Origin of the sequence: Roseobacter fucihabitans, from assembly GCF_014337925.2 — a bacterium.
In the GTDB taxonomy this organism is placed as follows: Bacteria; Pseudomonadota; Alphaproteobacteria; order Rhodobacterales; family Rhodobacteraceae; genus Roseobacter; species Roseobacter fucihabitans.
In genome coordinates this window covers 1,489,561-1,507,116 of record NZ_CP143423.1, presented here as the reverse complement: position 1 = coordinate 1,507,116, position 17,556 = coordinate 1,489,561, and the positions used below count along the sequence as shown (strand labels likewise).

General features: G+C 56.0%; 14 protein-coding genes. 7 read left to right on the top strand and 7 right to left on the bottom strand.

The window, feature by feature from the left end; all coding sequences use genetic code 11:
* The first annotated feature begins 129 nt into the window (after positions 1–129).
* On the top strand, positions 130–1,422 hold the full coding sequence (locus ROLI_RS07475) for an O-acetylhomoserine aminocarboxypropyltransferase/cysteine synthase family protein (RefSeq protein WP_187429822.1): 1,293 nt from the start codon (positions 130–132) through the stop codon (positions 1,420–1,422).
* A gap of 52 nt (positions 1,423–1,474) precedes the next feature.
* Here ROLI_RS07475 and ROLI_RS07470 read toward each other — a convergent pair whose 3' ends face one another.
* Positions 1,475–2,170: an SIMPL domain-containing protein gene (locus ROLI_RS07470; RefSeq protein ID WP_187429823.1), complete on the bottom strand. Its 696-nt coding sequence runs from the start codon at positions 2,168–2,170 to the stop codon at positions 1,475–1,477.
* A gap of 156 nt (positions 2,171–2,326) precedes the next feature.
* Here ROLI_RS07470 and ROLI_RS07465 point away from each other — a divergent pair, with 156 nt between their 5' ends.
* The 6 genes from ROLI_RS07465 to ROLI_RS07440 all read left to right on the top strand — a co-directional run bounded on the left by ROLI_RS07465 (position 2,327) and on the right by ROLI_RS07440 (position 8,819).
* Positions 2,327–4,552: a hypothetical protein gene (locus ROLI_RS07465; protein WP_187429824.1), complete on the top strand. Its 2,226-nt coding sequence runs from the start codon at positions 2,327–2,329 to the stop codon at positions 4,550–4,552.
* 665 nt (positions 4,553–5,217) lie between these two features.
* Entirely contained in the window at positions 5,218–5,838 is a 621-nt protein-coding gene (locus tag ROLI_RS07460) for a DUF2796 domain-containing protein (protein WP_187429825.1), read from the top strand.
* Positions 5,835–6,554: an ABC transporter ATP-binding protein gene (locus ROLI_RS07455; RefSeq protein WP_262386486.1), complete on the top strand. Its 720-nt coding sequence runs from the start codon at positions 5,835–5,837 to the stop codon at positions 6,552–6,554. Before ROLI_RS07460 ends, ROLI_RS07455 begins: the two co-directional genes overlap by 4 nt.
* Complete coding sequence (locus ROLI_RS07450) at positions 6,551–7,801, top strand: ABC transporter permease (protein WP_187429826.1); 1,251 nt, start codon at positions 6,551–6,553, stop codon at positions 7,799–7,801. The genes ROLI_RS07455 and ROLI_RS07450 overlap by 4 nt, the downstream gene beginning before the upstream one ends.
* Before the next feature lie 17 nt (positions 7,802–7,818).
* Positions 7,819–8,322 carry a DUF3299 domain-containing protein gene (locus ROLI_RS07445; RefSeq protein WP_187429827.1) on the top strand — a complete coding sequence of 168 codons (504 nt, stop codon included), beginning with the start codon at positions 7,819–7,821 and terminating at the stop codon, positions 8,320–8,322.
* Entirely contained in the window at positions 8,316–8,819 is a 504-nt protein-coding gene (locus ROLI_RS07440) for a DUF3299 domain-containing protein (protein WP_187429828.1), read from the top strand. Before ROLI_RS07445 ends, ROLI_RS07440 begins: the two co-directional genes overlap by 7 nt.
* A gap of 208 nt (positions 8,820–9,027) precedes the next feature.
* Here the strand turns inward: ROLI_RS07440 and ROLI_RS07435 are convergent, their stop codons facing one another.
* From ROLI_RS07435 to ROLI_RS07410, 6 genes are all read right to left on the bottom strand, one after another.
* On the bottom strand, positions 9,028–11,439 hold the full coding sequence (locus ROLI_RS07435) for a bifunctional diguanylate cyclase/phosphodiesterase (protein ID WP_187429829.1): 2,412 nt from the start codon (positions 11,437–11,439) through the stop codon (positions 9,028–9,030).
* Positions 11,440–11,889: 450 nt separating this feature from the next.
* Positions 11,890–12,522 carry a response regulator transcription factor gene (locus ROLI_RS07430; protein WP_187429830.1) on the bottom strand — a complete coding sequence of 211 codons (633 nt, stop codon included), beginning with the start codon at positions 12,520–12,522 and terminating at the stop codon, positions 11,890–11,892.
* Positions 12,509–14,854 carry a cache domain-containing protein gene (locus ROLI_RS07425; RefSeq protein WP_187429831.1) on the bottom strand — a complete coding sequence of 782 codons (2,346 nt, stop codon included), beginning with the start codon at positions 14,852–14,854 and terminating at the stop codon, positions 12,509–12,511. Before ROLI_RS07425 ends, ROLI_RS07430 begins: the two co-directional genes overlap by 14 nt.
* 172 nt (positions 14,855–15,026) lie before the next feature.
* On the bottom strand, positions 15,027–15,464 hold the full coding sequence (locus tag ROLI_RS07420; protein WP_187429832.1) for a GAF domain-containing protein: 438 nt from the start codon (positions 15,462–15,464) through the stop codon (positions 15,027–15,029).
* A 291-nt stretch (positions 15,465–15,755) separates the two neighbouring features.
* Positions 15,756–16,472 (bottom strand): GGDEF domain-containing protein, encoded by a 717-nt coding sequence (locus ROLI_RS07415; protein WP_316247437.1) that lies wholly within the window; start codon positions 16,470–16,472, stop codon positions 15,756–15,758.
* Positions 16,473–16,795: 323 nt separating this feature from the next.
* A complete protein-coding gene (locus tag ROLI_RS07410) occupies positions 16,796–17,380 on the bottom strand; it encodes a heme NO-binding domain-containing protein (RefSeq protein WP_187429833.1) in 585 nt (194 codons plus the stop codon).
* Positions 17,381–17,556 lie beyond the last annotated feature (176 nt).

Sequence of the window (17,556 nt, the reverse complement as noted above, 5' to 3'; positions counted from 1 at the left end):
CGCAAAGCGACCATCGCCACCCCGGATCAAATCCAACGGCTCTGGATGCGCTGAGCAACGCGCGACCCTTGTATGCCCTGCCCCCTTGGCCTAACGATACGGCCAAACAAATCCCCGAGGAGGACCCCCATGACAGACGGCCCCAGCTACGGCTTTGACACGCTACAAATCCACGCGGGCGCGCGCCCCGATCCCGCAACCGGTGCCCGCCAGACGCCCATCTATCAGACTACGGCTTACGTGTTTCGCGATGCCGATCACGCGGCGGCCCTGTTCAACCTGCAAGAGGTTGGCTTTATCTATTCCCGCCTGACCAACCCCACCGTGGCGGTGTTGCAGGAACGCATCGCCACGCTGGAGGGCGGTGTCGGGGCGGCCTGTTGCTCCTCAGGTCACGCAGCGCAAATCATGGCGCTGTTCCCACTGATGGGACCGGGCAAGAACATCGTCGTTTCCACCCGTCTTTATGGCGGCACGGTCACGCAATTCTCCCACACGATCAAGCGGTTCGGCTGGGAAGCGACCTTCGTGGATTTCGACGATCTGGACGCGGTCAAGGCGGCGATTGATGACAACACACGCGCCGTTTTTTGCGAGGCCATCGCAAATCCGGGCGGCTACATCACAGATCTGGATGCGATTTCCGCCATTTCGGATGCGGCGGGCATTCCGCTGATCGTGGATAACACCACGGCCACGCCCTACCTCTGCCGCCCGATTGAGCATGGCGCGACGCTGGTGGTGCATTCCACCACCAAATACCTCACGGGCAATGGCACGGTCACGGGCGGCTGCATCGTGGATTCGGGCAAGTTCGATTGGTCCGCCAATGACAAATTCCCCTCGCTCAGCGCGCCGGAGCCGGCCTATCACGGGTTGAAATTCCACGAGACCTTCGGCCCGCTGGCCTTTACCTTCCATTCCATCGCCATTGGCTTGCGTGATCTGGGCATGACCATGAACCCGCAGGCGGCGCATTACACGTTGATGGGCACCGAAACCCTGTCGCTGCGTATGGAACGTCACGTGGAAAACGCCGAAAAGCTGGCTGCATGGCTGGAGAAGGACCCGCGCGTCGACTATGTAACCTACGCCGGGTTGAAATCATCGCCCTATAACGAGCGGGTGAAGAAGATCTGCCCCAAGGGCGCGGGTGGCTTGTTTACCTTCGCGATCAAGGGCGGTTACGATTCCTGCGTGAAATTCGTCAATGCGCTGGAAATCTTCAGCCATGTCGCCAATCTGGGCGACACGCGCAGCCTTGTGATCCATTCCGCCTCCACGACGCACCGCCAGTTGACGGCGGAGCAACAAGAGGCCGCAGGGGCCGGGCCCGGCGTTGTGCGGGTCTCTATCGGGACCGAAAACGCCGATGATCTGATCGCGGATCTGGATCAGGCGCTGGCAAAAGCGGTCAACTGACCCCATCACGAGGGCATGTCAACCACATGCCCTCGTCCTTCTCTGCGTGGGATCAATTCGCGATGGAAAACACCATATTGACCTGCGCTTGCACCGTCAGTTCGCCCGCCGCTATGGGCATATCCATCTGGCGGGCCGATGCCATTTCCATCATTTGCGGCCGCGCCATACCCCCCTGCTCGCTGATCGACTGAACCGGACCGAGCGTGACACCCGCCGCCGCCGCTAATTGGCCCGCACGATCAATCGCATCGCTCACAGCCTGCGCGCGCGCCGCATCCGCGAGAGGTTTCGGGTCCTGCAATCCAAACGATAAGCCATTGAAAGTATTGGCCCCATCCTGCACCACCAGATCCAGAATACCCCCCAGCGCCGCAAGATCATTCACCCGGACCGTCAGGGTATTGCTGGCAACAAACCCGGTGATCTGCGCGGGACTATCGGCGTTCGATCCCCGGTTCGACCATAACGGGCGCAGCGCGATATTTTCGGTCTGCATGTCACGCGACGCAATGCCAGCTTCTGAAAGCCTGCTCAAAATCGCCGTGACCCCCTCAGAGGTTGCCATCATCGCGCGCGCTGCCTCTTCGTCCTGATGGGTCACGCCCAGGCTTATGCTCGCCATATCAGGTGGCGTCGCGACGCTCCCTTGCCCGGTCGTGGTGATCACGCGCTCTTGCGCGCCCTGGGCGTGAGCGGCACCCGCGACAAAAAAGAGGGCCACCAACAACTTTAACACATGTCTCATTTAATTCTCCTTTAATCAATCCCATCTGATCCCTGCACAGGCACAAGAGCAAGCCGTTAAGGCTGGTTTCGCTTTTCCTCGGCAAATCCCTGCTATATGTGCTTTATTTAATTCAAACTCCTGTGCAACTCTTTTAGCGGCTGATAACTTCAGGTCATGAAACCAGATTTTGCCCTTTCTCTTTCTCCAGATGGCATTCGCCTGCTGCATCGTGGTGGGGCGGGCTGGACCGTGCTCGGCGAGGTTTCGCCACAATCGACGACGCTGAGATCAGATCTGATGCGCCTGCAACAAAGCGGCGCGCGCCTTGCCACGCGGGGAAGCGGGTGCAAACTTGTGATCCCCAATCAGCAAGTGCGCTATCTGAGCATCCAAACCGGCGAATGTGACCCGGAGCAGATCCACCAGGCCGCCTATGATGCGCTGAACGGGGCGACACCCTATGCCATGGAGGAGCTCGCCTTTGACGTGATCACGGACGCAGACCGCAGCCACATCGCCGCCGTCGCGCGCGAAACACTGGAAGAAGCCGAAGCCTTTGCTCTGGAGCACGGGTTCGATCCGGTCTGTTTTGTCGCTGTTCCGGAAGAAGACGCCTTCGCCTGGGAGCCCTTTTTTGGAGCGGCTCAATCCAGCCGTGACAGGCTTGCTTCTGTGCGCGAGACTGAACAGGACATGCGCCGCGACGCACCGGCCAAGGCCGGGTTGCAAATGCAATCAACCAGACCGGCGGGCGATGAGGGCAATCCCGCCGTCATGGCGGCCACGCTGGGAAACGCCCAGGGCGCGGAATCCGCGACAATCGGGCGGACACCTGAACAGGGCATACCGGCACCTGAATTCAGCAGTCGTCGGCGCGGCACCAATACCCCTCCCCCACCTGCATTTCCCAAACCTGCCTCTCCCGTACCAATTGCGGGCGGCTTCGCGGAAACGGCAACGCCGTTTGAGGGGCAAGGAGCGCGTCACGAGGCGCGCGCGGCACCAAATGCTGCCTTGATTACGGACGAAGCGGCGCGCCTGACGACCTTCGGGGCCCGTGCTCAGGCCAATACGCCGGAAGGGTCGCGCCAACCAGTTCTGATTGTGGCGTGTTTTGCTCTGCTCGTTTTGCTTGGCGTCCTGGCCTTTGCTTCGGGCAGGCTACCGGCGTTCGTGGCCGTCTTGTTTGATCGCGAACAGGGGGGCGGTGTCGAAACGACCGCCATTCAGGTCGCGCCCCCGCTCCCCAACCCCGTTCGGGATGGGCCCACCGACGCGGCCAGCCCAACCCGCGATGTTGATGTCGTATCCCCGGCGGAGTCGCTGAGCGATGAAGATGCAGCCGTGCTAAACGCACTGCGCGCGCCGCTGGAGACCTCCTCTGAAACCGAGACCAGCACGCTGATAACACAGGAATTTCTTGCCAAATATGCCGTGAGCGGGATCTGGCCCCGCGCGCCGGAAGTGCCAAGCCCGCCCCCGCTGGTGGATATCGAGGATCTATACGTTACCAGCATTGACCCCATAGAACCGGGTTTTGATGCGGTGGCGCTGCCGCAATTGGAGGTGGTGAACCGGGATAGCGCCATTGACGCACCGGCTTCCCCGGCTGCTGCGGGTATTACCTTCAAACTTGATGACAGGGGGTTGGTCATTGCCCAACCCGGTGGCGCGGTATCGCCCGACGGCGTGACAGTATTTTCCGGCGCCCCGCCGGTGCGGCCCGCAAACCTGCCTGAACGCGGCACCTCAGAAACCCAAAATGCGTCGAACCCGGCGCGCGCCAGCCTGGCGGCCTTTCGCCCCCAGCTGCGACCAGACGATATTGTCGAGACGACCGAGCGCGCCACCCTTGAGGGTTTGACACGCTCGGAACTTGCTCAGATCCGCCCCCCCTTGCGACCCACCTTGGCCAGTGCCGGAGGTGGGAATGCCGCCGCAGCCAGCCTTGTGCCGCTTGAGGGTAACACCGCCAACCAGGATCCCAATGATGCCGCGACATCCGGCGTGGCCGTGGTGACCCAAAGGCCCGGTATTCGTCCCAGCAATTTCAATCAGATCGTGGCGCGTTCCCAAAATACCGCCGCAACGATTGCATCCACCGGTGGCGCTGCGAGTATTGCACCGCGTGCGGTTGTCAAACCCTCCATCCCTTCAAGCGCCTCGGTTGCGCGCGAAGCAACGGTGCGCAACGCGATCAACCTGCGCAAAGTGAACCTGATTGGTGTCTATGGGACCCCCTCCCAACGCCGCGCATTGGTGCGCCTGGCAAATGGGCGATACAAAAAAGTCGAAGTCGGCGACCGTATTGACGGCGGCAATATATCTGCCATCGGGGAGGGTGAACTGCGCTACCAGAAAAGTGGGCGCAACATCATCCTAAAGATGCCCAAGGGGTGATCGGGGGCACTCAAACGGTGCCAGCGGATGTGTCAAATTATAGTGCTCTGATGTGACCAGCACGGCTTGATGCGGGGCGGATCTCTTGGACCGAATATTTTTTGGGGCCGTGACCTGTTTCAAGCCAACGCCTTTCGTTCCGAGCAAGATTGCACCGAACAGTTGGCCGGGCTAGCTTTATTTTGCCTATCTCCGTCTTAAACCTTGTCATGGAGCATTTTTTCTATGGAATTTCACGTGGTCGGACATCAAAGCTACAAGTTGCACGCTCAGCGGAAATCCTATGCGGCGGGTCTTACGTGTTACCCGTCTGAGCGAGGTATTCGGGTATCTGTGGCGTTTCATCACACCATTTTTCGTTCCTATACAACGCAAATTAGATATGTTATATCATAACGCTATGACCTTACCCAAAAAGGCTTCTGATCTAACGAGAACTCACCGCCTCCGAGCAAATTGTGGCCACCTGACCTGGCGCCCACACGATCCTAGGGCTGTTCTAAAACTGTGTTTGGCCTCTAGATAAAAGGATCGGCAATAAAACGACGATTGGTCCGATTCGACGCGCTTTGGCATCGGCATGATCAGTTTTCGTGAAGATAGGTAGGGAAACAACAAAGCGATGCGACTCGAAATGCCCAATCACGCGTAAAAGGACTACAACAATGAAATTCATCTCCTTGCTTTTCCTGCCTGCATTAGCACCCGGTGTCCTTCTCGCCGAAGAAATTCGACAGTTGGAGGCGCATGAGCATGGCGTCGGGCACTTTGACATAGCCTTTGAGGGCCGTCAGATTGCCATGGAACTTCGCGCTCCCGGTGCCGATATTGTCGGCTTTGAATATGCCGCACAGACGTCGCAGGATCGCGCAAAACTGGAGGCCGCCGTGGCCGCACTTTCCCGGCCCTTGGATTTCTTTGCACCACCTGCTGCAGCTGGATGTAATGTTGTGGGGGTCGATGTCGCATTGCACGGTGGCGAGGCGCATGAGGATCACGGCGAAACGCACGCGCACGACGAACATGAAGAGAGCCACGAACATGCCGCGCATGATCATGATGAGGATCAGAAATCAGATGCGCATCATGCCTCCCACACTGAATTCCACGCGGAATACCTTTTGGAGTGCACAAATGTGAGCGCAATGACGGTGATTGAATTCTCCTATTTCGAAGCTTTCGAAAATGCCGAAAAGCTTGAGGTTCAGGTGATTTCGTCGAAGGGGGCGGCGGCAAGCGAGGTCTTGCGAGAGGCCCCGATGCTCGATTTGCGCGGTCTATTTTGAACCCACGCAACGAGATCAGCGCGCAGCCACCCGTTCTGGAGCTGCGCGACGTCACCTATCGGTGGCCAGGTCGGAATTCCTTTCACCTGAATATTCCGGACTTCAACATGATGGGCGGCGAGACGGTCCTTTTGCTGGGCGAAAGCGGGTCGGGAAAATCCACTCTTCTGTCATTGATCTGCGGCACGATCACGGCGCAATCGGGCAATGTCAGGGTGACGGGAACGGATGTGAAGACCCTTTCAGCGGGCAAGCGTGACAGCTTTCGTGCCGAACAAATCGGCTTGATTTTTCAACAATTTAATCTCCTGCCCTATGCCAGCGTTTTGGACAATATTCTGCTGCCTCTGCGCTTTGCACCGCGCCGTCGCGCCCGCCTGCCTGCGGCTGAGAAAACGGCGCGCGCCCTGTGCCTTGACCTCGGCCTGCCCCACGATGTGATACTGGCCCCCGCCGGCACGCTCAGCGTTGGACAACAACAACGCGTCGCCGCGGCGCGCGCATTGATCGGCGCGCCTGCGCTGATCATCGCGGATGAACCGACTTCCGCGCTGGATGCAGCGACGCAACAGACGTTTTTACAACTGCTTTTCGAGCAAGCCAGCGCGCATCACAGCACGCTGCTGATGGTCAGCCATGACGCCCGGCTGGCACCGAATTTTGACCGCGTGGTAGAGATGTCGCAGATCACAAACAGCCCGGAAACCGCGCGATGATGCTGCGCCTTGCCTGTGCCTCCTTGAAGGCCCGCGCCCTGACCGTGGCAATGACGATTTTGGCGATTGCCCTTTCCGTGGCGCTTTTTCTGGGCGTCGAGAAGGTCCGCACAGGGGCAAAGGCGAGTTTTGCAGATACGATCTCCGGCACCGACCTGATCGTCGGGGCGCGTTCGGGGTCGGTCCAACTGCTGCTCTATTCGGTATTTCGGATCGGCAATGCGACCAATAACATGACCTGGGAGAGTTACCGTGACATCGCTGCGCGCCCGGAGGTCGACTGGATCGTTCCGATTTCTCTGGGCGACAGCCACCGCCAGTTTCGTGTCATGGGCACGAGCGATGCGTTTTTTGAGCGTTATAAATATCGCGCCAACCAAGGGCTTATGCTGAAAAAAGGCGCGATATTTGACGATCTGTTCGATACGGTGATCGGGGCGGATGTTGCCAGCACGCTGAACTACGACGTGGGCGATCCGATTGTGGTGGCGCATGGGCTCGCCTCCTTCATCCACCACGACGACCAACCGTTCCGTATTTCCGGAATTCTCGAAAAGACCGGCACCCCCGTGGATCGCACGGTGATGGTCAGCCTGCGGGCCATTGAGGCCATCCATGTTGATTGGCAAAGCGGCGCACAGGTTCCGGGCCAAAATACACCTGCCGATAAAATCCGCCAGATGACACTTGAGCCCCAGGCCGTGACCGCAGCCCTGATCGGTGTCAACAGCAGGCTTCAGGTCTTTGGCCTGCAACGCGCGATCAATGAATACCCTGCCGAGCCACTGCTGGCGATCTTGCCCGGTGTCGCCTTGCAGGAGCTGTGGCAGATCGTTGGCATCGCTGAAACCGCGCTCATTGCCGTTTCGGGCATGGTCGTTGTGACCGCGCTGATCGGGATGATGGCCACGATTTTCTCCAGCCTGAACGAGCGACGCCGGGAGATGGCGATCCTGCGCGCCATGGGGGCGAGACCTCGCGTCATTCTCAGCCTTCTGGTGCTGGAAGCCGCGCTCATGGCGGCCATCGGTGCGGTGATCGGGCTGGGGTTGCTCTATGCGAGCCTCGCCATCGCACAGCCCTTGATCGATGCTGCCTTCGGCCTCTGGCTACCGCCTCAGGCCCCCACATTTCGCGAGGCCTGGGTGCTCCTCGGCGTCGTTGCGGCTGGCGCAATTGTGAGCTTGGTCCCGGCACTCAGAGCCTATCGCATATCGCTTGCGGATGGTATGATGGTGCGGATCTGATCAAAGGGTTAGCGACAATGAAACTCTCCCGCCGCCACCTTGTTGCCGTTGCCGCAGCCTTCGCGGGCGTGCCACGGCTGGCTTATGCGATGACACCGCGCGTTCTGAGCTGGGATGACCTCATTCCCCCCGGCGTGCCCTATTCAGAGATCATCGGAGATGGCGAAATTGACGAGATCAACGATACCTGGCTGCCGGTTTTCGACGAAAACGCCACCAAGCTGAATGCGGCGCTGGATGGGGCCTATATCAAAATGCCCGGATATATGTTGCCGATCGATCTCTCCGCGCAGGGCGTGACCAGCTTCATCATGGTTCCTTATGTCGGCGCTTGTATCCATGTGCCGCCCCCGCCAGCGAACCAATTGGTCTTTGTGGACAGCAAGGACCCCTGGCCCGGCACCGACCTGTGGGACCCGGTTTGGGTGACGGGCCGGATGACACATGAATTGCAATCCACAACTATCGCCGACATCGGTTACGCGATGTTTGCCGATAAGATCGAGGCTTTTGAATGGTAGGGCCACGCTTCAGACGTCGGGAAATGTTGGCCGCTCTGGCCGCCGGCACTCTGGTGCCAAAAACCGCCCTGGCAAAGGATTACATCGATTTGGAATGGGGTGATCTGGTGCCGCCGGGGCAACCCGCGATCCCGCCTGTGATCATGGACCTGATCCAGCACGATGGGCCCAGCCTGTCGAGCGAGCAGCCCCCGTCCCAAGGCGTGCGCACGGAATGGAACGGCAAAATCGTACGTCTGCCCGGTTTTGTCGTGCCCATCGAGTATTCCGGCACCGGCGTGACCGCCTTCATTCTGGTGCCATTCGTCGGGGCTTGCGTTCATGTCCCCCCGCCCCCGGCCAACCAGCTGGTGTTCGTGACCACACCTGAACCCTATGAAGGCTCCGGTCTGTTTGAACCGGTGAATGTGATCGGCATGTTCGGCACCGCGTCCATGACAACGCAGCTTGCCGATATCGCCTATGCCCTCTCTGCCGAACATATCGAGCGTTTTTAGCGTCAGGATCCATTGATCCGCGAGCTTTGGCATCATGCGCTGCTAAAACAAGCGAACGTTCTTTAGGGGGCGACACTGTGAGGATGGGGTGCTTTGGTTTTTACGTTCCAAAATCGCGCCACAAACCCACGTTCCAAGATGGTCAAATACCCCGGCATTTTGCTGGGCGATGTTCAGGGCTCAAGATCATGTCACCGTTTTGAGGGCATCAAGACGCCGCGGGTAGCCTAAAACTCTGTTGCATCGCCAGTTTTGCCAGAAGATCAGACGGCAGCATCGGCCCATGAAATGCAAAACCCTGCGCCATTCTGACGCCTGCAGCGATCAACATGTCCCTTTGTGCTGCACGCTCCACACCCACAGCGACCATCTGAAACCCGTTCAAAAACGCAAGCGACTGCATCGCCTGAATGATGATCCTACTGCTGTCATTACGGTCACAATGCGCAATCAGGTTTTTGTCGATTTTGACAATATCGCTTGGCGAGGTCGCCAGATGCGACAGCGACGTATTTCCAACGCCAAATTCGTCGATCACCACGCGCACGCCCGCGGCACGCAGCGCCGTGATATTGTCCTGCACGGGGCCATTTTCCAAAAGCAGCTCCGCCTCTGTCACCTCCAGCCACAAGCGATCTGCCGGCAGACCCTGCTGCTGCAGCGCCTCCAGAATCCGCGTGCTGCAATTCATCATTTGCAAATCAGCCGAATGCATGTTGACGGCGACAAACCCGGTGCCCGACCAATGCGCCGCATGGCTCAGCGCGTGACCTAGAACGTATTCAAATAATTTTGGCCCCAGCCCTTCGCATTGCGCAATGCTTACGATCTTTTCGGGCGTTACATCGTGATAAACCGAATGCTCCCACCGCAAAAGCGCCTCTGCACCGAGGATCAAACCGTCGCGTGCATCCACAATCGGCTGGAACAGCAACGTCAATTCACCACCTTCCATCGCCGCTTCCAGATCCAGCGCCAACACACGGTCGCGCTGAATTTGTTGACCGAATTTCTCTTTGTAAATGCGGGCTTGTCGTTTTCCGCGGGATTTTGCAGAATATAGGGCCCGATCCGCCTCCAGTTCCAGCCTACGCAACTGTGCCTGCGCACATGTGGCAACGCTCACCCCCACGCAACAGGACACCGGGATCTCCAGACCGTCACAGCAATAGCTGATCCCAATATCCTCCAGAAGCCCATCCGCCCAGACGGCGACATCCGCGATCTGGTTCGGCAATATGAGCGCTACAAACTCGTCTCCCCCCTTGCGGGCCACCAGACTGCCTTGCGGCAACAGCTCTCCAAACCTCTGCCCGATGGTTTCGATCAGACGATCTCCCACGGCATGTCCAAAACTGTCATTGATCCGTTTGAGGTTATCTGCATCCAGAAACACAAAGAGAATGTCGCCCTCCTGATCGCGCAGGGCCTCCAATTCCGCCTGCACCCGGAGGCTGAATTCACGATAATTCAACAAGCCCGTCATCGTATCACAGGTCGCCAGATGATAGACTTTTTCAATGGCCTGCATCTCACTGGTCACGTCCTTTAAATACCCGTGATAGGAAAGGTGGGCGGTTTCATCACTGATTTCGCTGCGTCCTGCCAGCTTCAGAAACCGCTTATTCGCAAGCCGTAAAACCATCTCGAAATCGGTGCCCGTTGGATAGCGCAACACCGTCATGGCTGCAAAAGCGGCAACGCTTTGCGCGTTGTGACCAACGGCCTTTGCCGCGCGCAGCAAAGTGATTAAATTCCCACTGGTGTCCCGTCCGGGCGGCAATCCGAGCATCTGGAAAAGCGAGTTGGGGGTTTCGGTGAGGGTCAGATTCTGATCGCTGCGCCACAGGTACTGCCCGCCCTTGCCCTGATAGGTATCCAACAGCAAATTCACCATATCACGTTGGCGTTCCGCTTCCAGACGGCCTATCATTTCCGAAAGAAACAAAACTGTGTGACGCCGGGTGGAAAACGTCACGATCAGGGCAAAAGACCCGATCACCAGACCGAAGGGTAAAAGTGGCAAAGCGCCCGTCACCACAATTGTCACAAAGGCCATGACAGACAAAACCGTAACGTAGATGGACCCGGCCAAAGGCACCGGATAAAGCGCCAGAGCCCCTCCCGCGATCATCCCGGCCGTCAGCGCACTAATAAAGGCCACTTGCAGAAGGTTGCCGCCCGGCACCAAAAACAGCAGTGGAAAACACCATATCAGCGCCAGCAACAAGGAAGAGAAGACAATTTTTCCCGGAGCCCGGACGCTTGCAACATGCCTTGGAGGGGTGGTGTGAAATTTTCTGGCACTGGCGATCCCGAAGCTCGCAAAAACAGTCACGAGGCCTGCCCAAACAAGCGTGACAACATCCAGGCGGTCAACGGAGTATTGCAGCGCGACCAAAGCCAGCGCGTTGCAGATATTAGCCATCATCATGGGCAGAGATGTTGCCATTACAGCGGTCAGCTGCGCCTTACGCACAAAGCCCTGGCGATCTTTGACCAGGTCAGTGCCGCCGGGCGCACTGTGCTTTCTCAAAAGGCGTCCTGTCAACTGATCTGAAAGCCGCCCGAGCCGTTCGAAAACTCCCATCGCCATGCCCTCCGCTGCTATATGTGGCATTAACCTACATTAAACATGGTTTATAATTGGTTAACTGGAGGCATTTGGGGGGAGCTGTGCGACTGCAAACCGCTGAAAGACGCCGGGCATTGCTCTGCCCAAGCGGGCGCGCTTCTTAAAATCGCACTTTCGCAGACCCTCTCCTGCACAAAGATCTCTGCACTGCCATGCAAAGACCAAAACGCAAAAATGGAAGACACGTCGCAGCCTGACAATTGTCAAAAACCGCAACGTGCTTCCTACTGATACTCACAAAAGTGTCGTTACAAAAATGGGATGCGAAACCACCCTGAGACGACTGAAAACTCTGCGTCCCACAACTCGGTACAAGAAACGCGCCAAAAAACGCAGAACACAAAACACCCTCACCGTATGGAGACAGTGAACTATTCTTGATGAAGGGTAAATGAGCAGTGTTGCCTAGGTAAAACCACCTATGCCGAGGTGGTATCAGCCCTTATCAAACAATCCCGTCGAAATGGATAAATCGACCAACTCTGCGACGGAACTTACCTGCATTTTCTCCAGAACACGGGATCTGTGGTGATCAACGGTGCGTGGGCTGATCTCGAGATGGCGCGCCACATCCTTGCTGGATGAACTGGAAGGATTGGATACCAGAAGTTGCGCGATTTCGCGTTCCCGCTCGGTCAGGCTTTCAAACATCCGACGGGCATTGCGCGCGCGTGCATGGCCTTGGCGGCTCCGTGCATCCGATATAAATGCCGCGTCAATCTGTTTAATCAACGTCTCTTGTCGAAAGGGTTTTTCCAGAAAATCGATCGCACCAAGTTTCATTGCCTGGACCGATTCCGGTACCCCACCATGGCCCGTTATAAAGATGATCGGGAGCGTCGCGCCGCGTGCAACCAATGCACTCTGCAATTCCAGGCCGGAGATCTGTGGCATACCATAATCCAGGATCAGACAACCCATCAAATCCGCGTCATAGGCATCCAGAAAGGCCTGTGCAGAGGCAAAAACCCGCGTGCTATAGCCGCGCATTTCCAACGCGCGCGACAAGGACGTACGAATATCTTCGTCATCATCCACAATGAAAACCACTTGATCAAGCTCTGACATCTTCCCGCCTCATCGTATTGGGTTTCGGAGCAAGTGCCGGCAATGAAAACAAAAACCGTGCCATGCCCTGCGCATCTGGCTCATACCACAACTTGCCACCATGCGCTTCAACGATGGTCCGGCAGATCGACAGCCCAAGTCCCATGCCGTCGTCCTTGGTGGTTTCAAACTGTTCAAAAAGGTTTGCGCCCTCATCAAACCCTGGGCCCGTATCTGTTACAGAAATCTGCACGCCGGTCTCGGTATTCTCGGCTTTCAAGACCACCTCGCGTTTTAACGCCTGACTTTCGGCCACCGCCTCAATGGCATTGCGCAACAGGTTCATCAGAACCTGGGCGATCTGCACCCGTGATCCATAAACCGGGTCCAGCCCGTGCGCCTGGATACTGATCTTGATCCCCTTGTCACGCGCCTCCGAGCGCATCAAATGCAGCGTTTGCTCTAACAACTCCTCAAAATCAAAATCGGCTTTCTCCACACCGTCCTTTTTGACGAAACCCCTGAGCGCCTTGATAATATCACCCGCGCGATGCGCATGGCGGTCGGTTTCGCGCAGAACCGCCCTCAAATCCTCTGGCTTTACCGCCTTGTTTTCCAACGCATAAAGTGCTGCGTCCATATTCTGCGTAATGGCCAGCAGGGGTTGGTTTAATTCATGGGCAAGACTGGTCGCCATCTGCCCCATGACGTTTACGCGCGCCGAATGTGATAAATCCCAATGCAATTGCTGAATTTCGCGCTCTGCGGCTTTGCGTTCGGTAATATCATCAACCGTCACCACCGCATGCAGGGATTTTCCGCCATCATCACGAATGACGATGACATTCTCGCTGACCCAGATAATATCGCCATCTTTACACAAAAGCCGCTTTTCATGCAGGTAGCCCGATTTCTCATGCTCCCCCTCCTCAAAGAAAAAGGCAGATACCGGGTCGTCCGGATGTGAAATATCATGTGCGCTCAATTGCAATATCTCGGTTTCCGAATATCCCAGCATCGCGGCAAATTTCGAATTCACCCGGATGAATTTCCCCGTTCCCGCTTGAATTTGTGCCATGCCACGCGATGCCAGGTCAAATGTGCGACCAAATTCGGCCTCTGAAATTTTGCGCTCCGCAATCGCTTCCACCAATGTTTCATTGGCACGCTCAAGCTCGCGATAGGTTTTTGGCAGAGGGTCCGACGCGGAAACTTCGCCTTGTGATACAAGCGACGCGCGCACCGCAAAGGCCCTGACCGGTTTGTGAATATAGTTGGCAAGCACCAGCCCGAAAACACCCGTCATCAGTGCAATAAACGCCGCGATCCAGACATTTTGCGTTCGATTGTTTTTGATCTCTCCGGTAAAATCACTCTCCGGCGCGTAAACGGCGATTGTCCACGGCAGTTCTTGACTGATGATAGGCATTACCATCGACACATAGGTGGCACCTTCGTAATTGAACCTTGAGGACACTTCTTCCTCCACCGAAACCTGCTCCCGAGCGCCTAAATGACCAAAGGCCGCGCGCGCAACCGGATCTTCGATCTCCCCAATATTGACAAATCTGAAGGTCCCGTCTGGGTTTTCTTTGCGGATCAAAGTCTTATCTGGATGCGCAATCACATCACCATTTTGATTTAAAATCAGGGCCTTTCCGCTTTCACCAATTTGCAAACGCGACAGGAACTCGGAAATCGCATGGATCCCGATGTCCACGCCCACAATCCCACGAATATCACCTGATGCGTTAAACACAGGGGATGCCGCGGTGATCCCGGGCTGTTGAGAGGTGAAAAAAATATACGGATCGGTCCAGATGCTCTGTTTTTTTGCGCGCGCGTCAATGTACCATAAGCGGTTTCTGGGATCATAAAGATCAGTAGGATCAACACGTGTCTCAATCACCTCATGGTCATCGCCGCGCCAAATCAGGTCAACGGTACGCAGACCGTCAATGTGAGAGATCACTTTGGTACGGAACGGTCCCGGGCCACTGCTGCGCATCACGTAAACAAAGTCACCCTGTTCATCGCCATAAAAAAGGCCCGAAAACTGTGGCGAAATTTGCAGTTGCTGAAACAACAGCTTTTCCAGCTGCATGCGATCATCACTGGATATGACCCTGTTTTCCGCAAGCCGCGTGGCAAGCTCGGCGGCCCCTTTTGCAGGTTTCAAAAACCCGATCGAATGCGCGATGGTATTATTGCCGACATCACTCAGCAGGTCACGCGCGTGATCCAGAAGAACCCGTTCGGACGTCAAAAAGGAAGAAAACACAACAATCGTGACCGCAACAAATTGCAGTCCTGCAAGACAAAGCGCCAGGATCATGCCTAACGAGAATTTCATCGTCTTTCATGCCCTGTCTGCAGGTTTTCTGCTACAATCCGCGCCCTCGATTTTTGATCAGGCCCTTGTTCGGTAATCAGAAAAACTCTCCTGAACCTTAGCTTCGAAGCATCTACCACTTTTACATGATTAAAATGTGCCGACCATCCAGTAAAATCCGCTTGGCCGTTGATCATGCGCGCTCATAAGAATCGACATTGGATTGCAGCGACCGACTGAAAGCCTGCAAAACCGCCCCATCTTGCGCACTCCAAAGGCGTTTTTTCGTATCTACAGTGCAAAGAACGCCCGATTTTCTACCCAAACTATCAATCATAGGCGTCCCTGCGAAAGCTCTGATGCGATGTCCAAAAAGAATATCGTTCCGGACGATCAAAGGATGGGCGTAAATGTCATCAATGAAAAGAGGTTTGTGCAGGTCAAACACGTAATCGCCGAGTTGGTGCGCTTGGCGCTGCGTGATCTGATCATGATGCGCTGTTTTATTGTCCCCTTGCTTCGGGCTCCCCAGGGCAGAAGTTGGCGAGGCGAAAAAGAATGTGGCCGCCGTATTCAGATCTTTGCTTATGGCCTCAAGCCTGACCGACACCATGGAGAACTGTTCTGTCACGCAACCCGACCTCAAATAAGACCCAATTTCCCCACAACAGCGCGCTTGGCATCCAAGGTTTGGGGCGTCTTGGTGAAGCATGCCAGAAAAAGAAAAAATCCTTTTTCCTATCACCTGTTTAGGCGTTTTTCATTCTCTGGGGTATAGGCATTGTTGCCCATTGCCCATTACGCAGGGCTGTCTGGCACAGGCGCATCCCCGAAGCGGCAGATTGGTTTGCGACGGGCCGGAAAAGCGAGAGCGTTTTATGCTGGCAATGGCGACCCGTGCCCGCTTCCGAGGCCGCGTGCATTATACGCGCAACTTTGATTGTGCAGGATCAGCAACCACTTCCGGGTCGGTACGTTCTGGGGTTAGCGTTCCAGAATGAAATGTGTGGCGTGCGCGACCTTGGCGTTTTGATTCGTAAAGGGCCGCATCGGCATCTCCGAGCATTTGATCCGCGTCGGGGAAATCGTAAAGGCTGGACAACGCAGTCCCCGCGCTGGCCGAAACATTACAAAGCTCGCCTGCATAAAGGATTGGCTCACTCAATTTGTTGATGATACGCATTGCGATCTGGTCAATTGTGTTGGGATTCTTCAGGTCACGCAACACAATGACGAATTCATCCCCCCCGATGCGAGCGACACAATCGCGCTTTCGCGTTTCATTCAGCATGATTGATGCGACCACCTGCAGCACATGGTCCCCGGCCGCATGACCCATCGTATCGTTGACCGCCTTGAAAAAATCGAGATCTACATGCATCAACGCAAAGCTCTCTCTGTTCTCGATCAGTTCCGACACCACCTGATCCATGGCGCGGCGATTTTTCAAGCCTGTCAATGTGTCAGTCAGAGCCTGCTTTTCGGCGGCGTCACGCGCCCCTTGAAGGCGGTGATTGAGCTGGCGTGAGGCATCCATGGCAAGCGATTTGGCTTCCACCAGATAGAGCATCTCAATCGTCAGGTCAGTCGGTGCAAAATCCGCCGCAGAAAGTCGGTAATATTGCACCGCATCAATCACTGAAATGCCAAAAGACAGATTTATGAGCAATTGTCCCTTTTCGGGGCCTTGCGCCAAAACACCCTTCAATTCGCGGTAGGGCTCCAAACGCAATTGCATCCGAAGTTTGGCCCCTGCAGCTGCGCGCAATTTCTCCAGAGACTCCGCCACACAGGGGCGTTTTACTTCGAATACATCGAAAAACTGCATACCCGTCAGTGGTTTTCCGAGAAGGAGCTTTTCTGCTGTCGGGCCGGCGCTGCAAATGCGACCCGTCGCATCCAAAATGACGTGCATCGGACATATGATACTCAGCATCCTTTGGCTTGGGGTAACATCACTCATCACAGACCTGCCGCAAGCTCAAAACCACTATCTTCGGCGAAATCAGCCTCAAGCAAGGAGATCGAAATCGTTTCAGCACCGTCCTTGGCTCCCTTATGCTCCAGAAACACCAAGGCACCATAGTCATCCGCCATCGCCCTCAAGACGCCGGCAAACAGATGACCACACCCTTCAATCACACCCTCACAGCGAAGGCTGTATCGCGACACCGAGTGTTCATGCAGTTCAAGGCGTGGGAGTTCCAGTTCGGGCACCGCCAGGCGGGCCCGGTCAGGTAAATCATCCAGTGAATGAAGGAATTCTACGAAATCAACGCCTCCAAATCGCAGGAGTCGGCGGAGTGATTTGAGATTGGGATGTGACACGAGGTAACTGCCAATATCCTCCATCAACTCATCATAGCGACGATCCAACACATTACAGACAGCATTCAGTATCTTGAACGTCAACGCATCATCATACACCCACATTGCTTCGAAAGAGGTAAGGCCAATATCCGCACGCCGTGCCGCCGCTTTCCACCGGTCCGCGCCGTAGCTATCAATAACAAAACTCTGGATCGCTCGATTTATAAGCCCGTGCATTATCGCCTCACTCAAATCCGTGGGCAACCATTGCATCAACAGCGTTAAAAATTAGCCAATACATTCAATTTTAGTGAATAATTGGGCCTACATACTTGATTAAAGCATTTTGCATTTGATCTGAGGCATATCCGGCAGCTTTGAGGAGGTTTCAGCATTTGCTTGGATCAAACGGA

Bases quoted from the DNA above. Each gene is read 5' to 3' on its own strand.
- ROLI_RS07460 (WP_187429825.1), top strand. From the start codon at position 5,218: ATGAAATTCATCTCCTTGCTTTTCCTGCCTGCATTAGCACCCGGTGTC.
- ROLI_RS07430 (WP_187429830.1), bottom strand. From the start codon at position 12,522: ATGTCAGAGCTTGATCAAGTGGTTTTCATTGTGGATGATGACGAAGAT.
- ROLI_RS07445 (WP_187429827.1), top strand. From the start codon at position 7,819: ATGAAACTCTCCCGCCGCCACCTTGTTGCCGTTGCCGCAGCCTTCGCG.
- ROLI_RS07425 (WP_187429831.1), bottom strand. From the start codon at position 14,854: ATGAAATTCTCGTTAGGCATGATCCTGGCGCTTTGTCTTGCAGGACTG.
- ROLI_RS07470 (WP_187429823.1), bottom strand. From the start codon at position 2,170: ATGAGACATGTGTTAAAGTTGTTGGTGGCCCTCTTTTTTGTCGCGGGT.
- ROLI_RS07435 (WP_187429829.1), bottom strand. From the start codon at position 11,439: ATGCCACATATAGCAGCGGAGGGCATGGCGATGGGAGTTTTCGAACGG.
- ROLI_RS07475 (WP_187429822.1), top strand. From the start codon at position 130: ATGACAGACGGCCCCAGCTACGGCTTTGACACGCTACAAATCCACGCG.
- ROLI_RS07450 (WP_187429826.1), top strand. From the start codon at position 6,551: ATGATGCTGCGCCTTGCCTGTGCCTCCTTGAAGGCCCGCGCCCTGACC.
- ROLI_RS07410 (WP_187429833.1), bottom strand. From the start codon at position 17,380: ATGCACGGGCTTATAAATCGAGCGATCCAGAGTTTTGTTATTGATAGC.
- ROLI_RS07465 (WP_187429824.1), top strand. From the start codon at position 2,327: ATGAAACCAGATTTTGCCCTTTCTCTTTCTCCAGATGGCATTCGCCTG.
- ROLI_RS07440 (WP_187429828.1), top strand. From the start codon at position 8,316: ATGGTAGGGCCACGCTTCAGACGTCGGGAAATGTTGGCCGCTCTGGCC.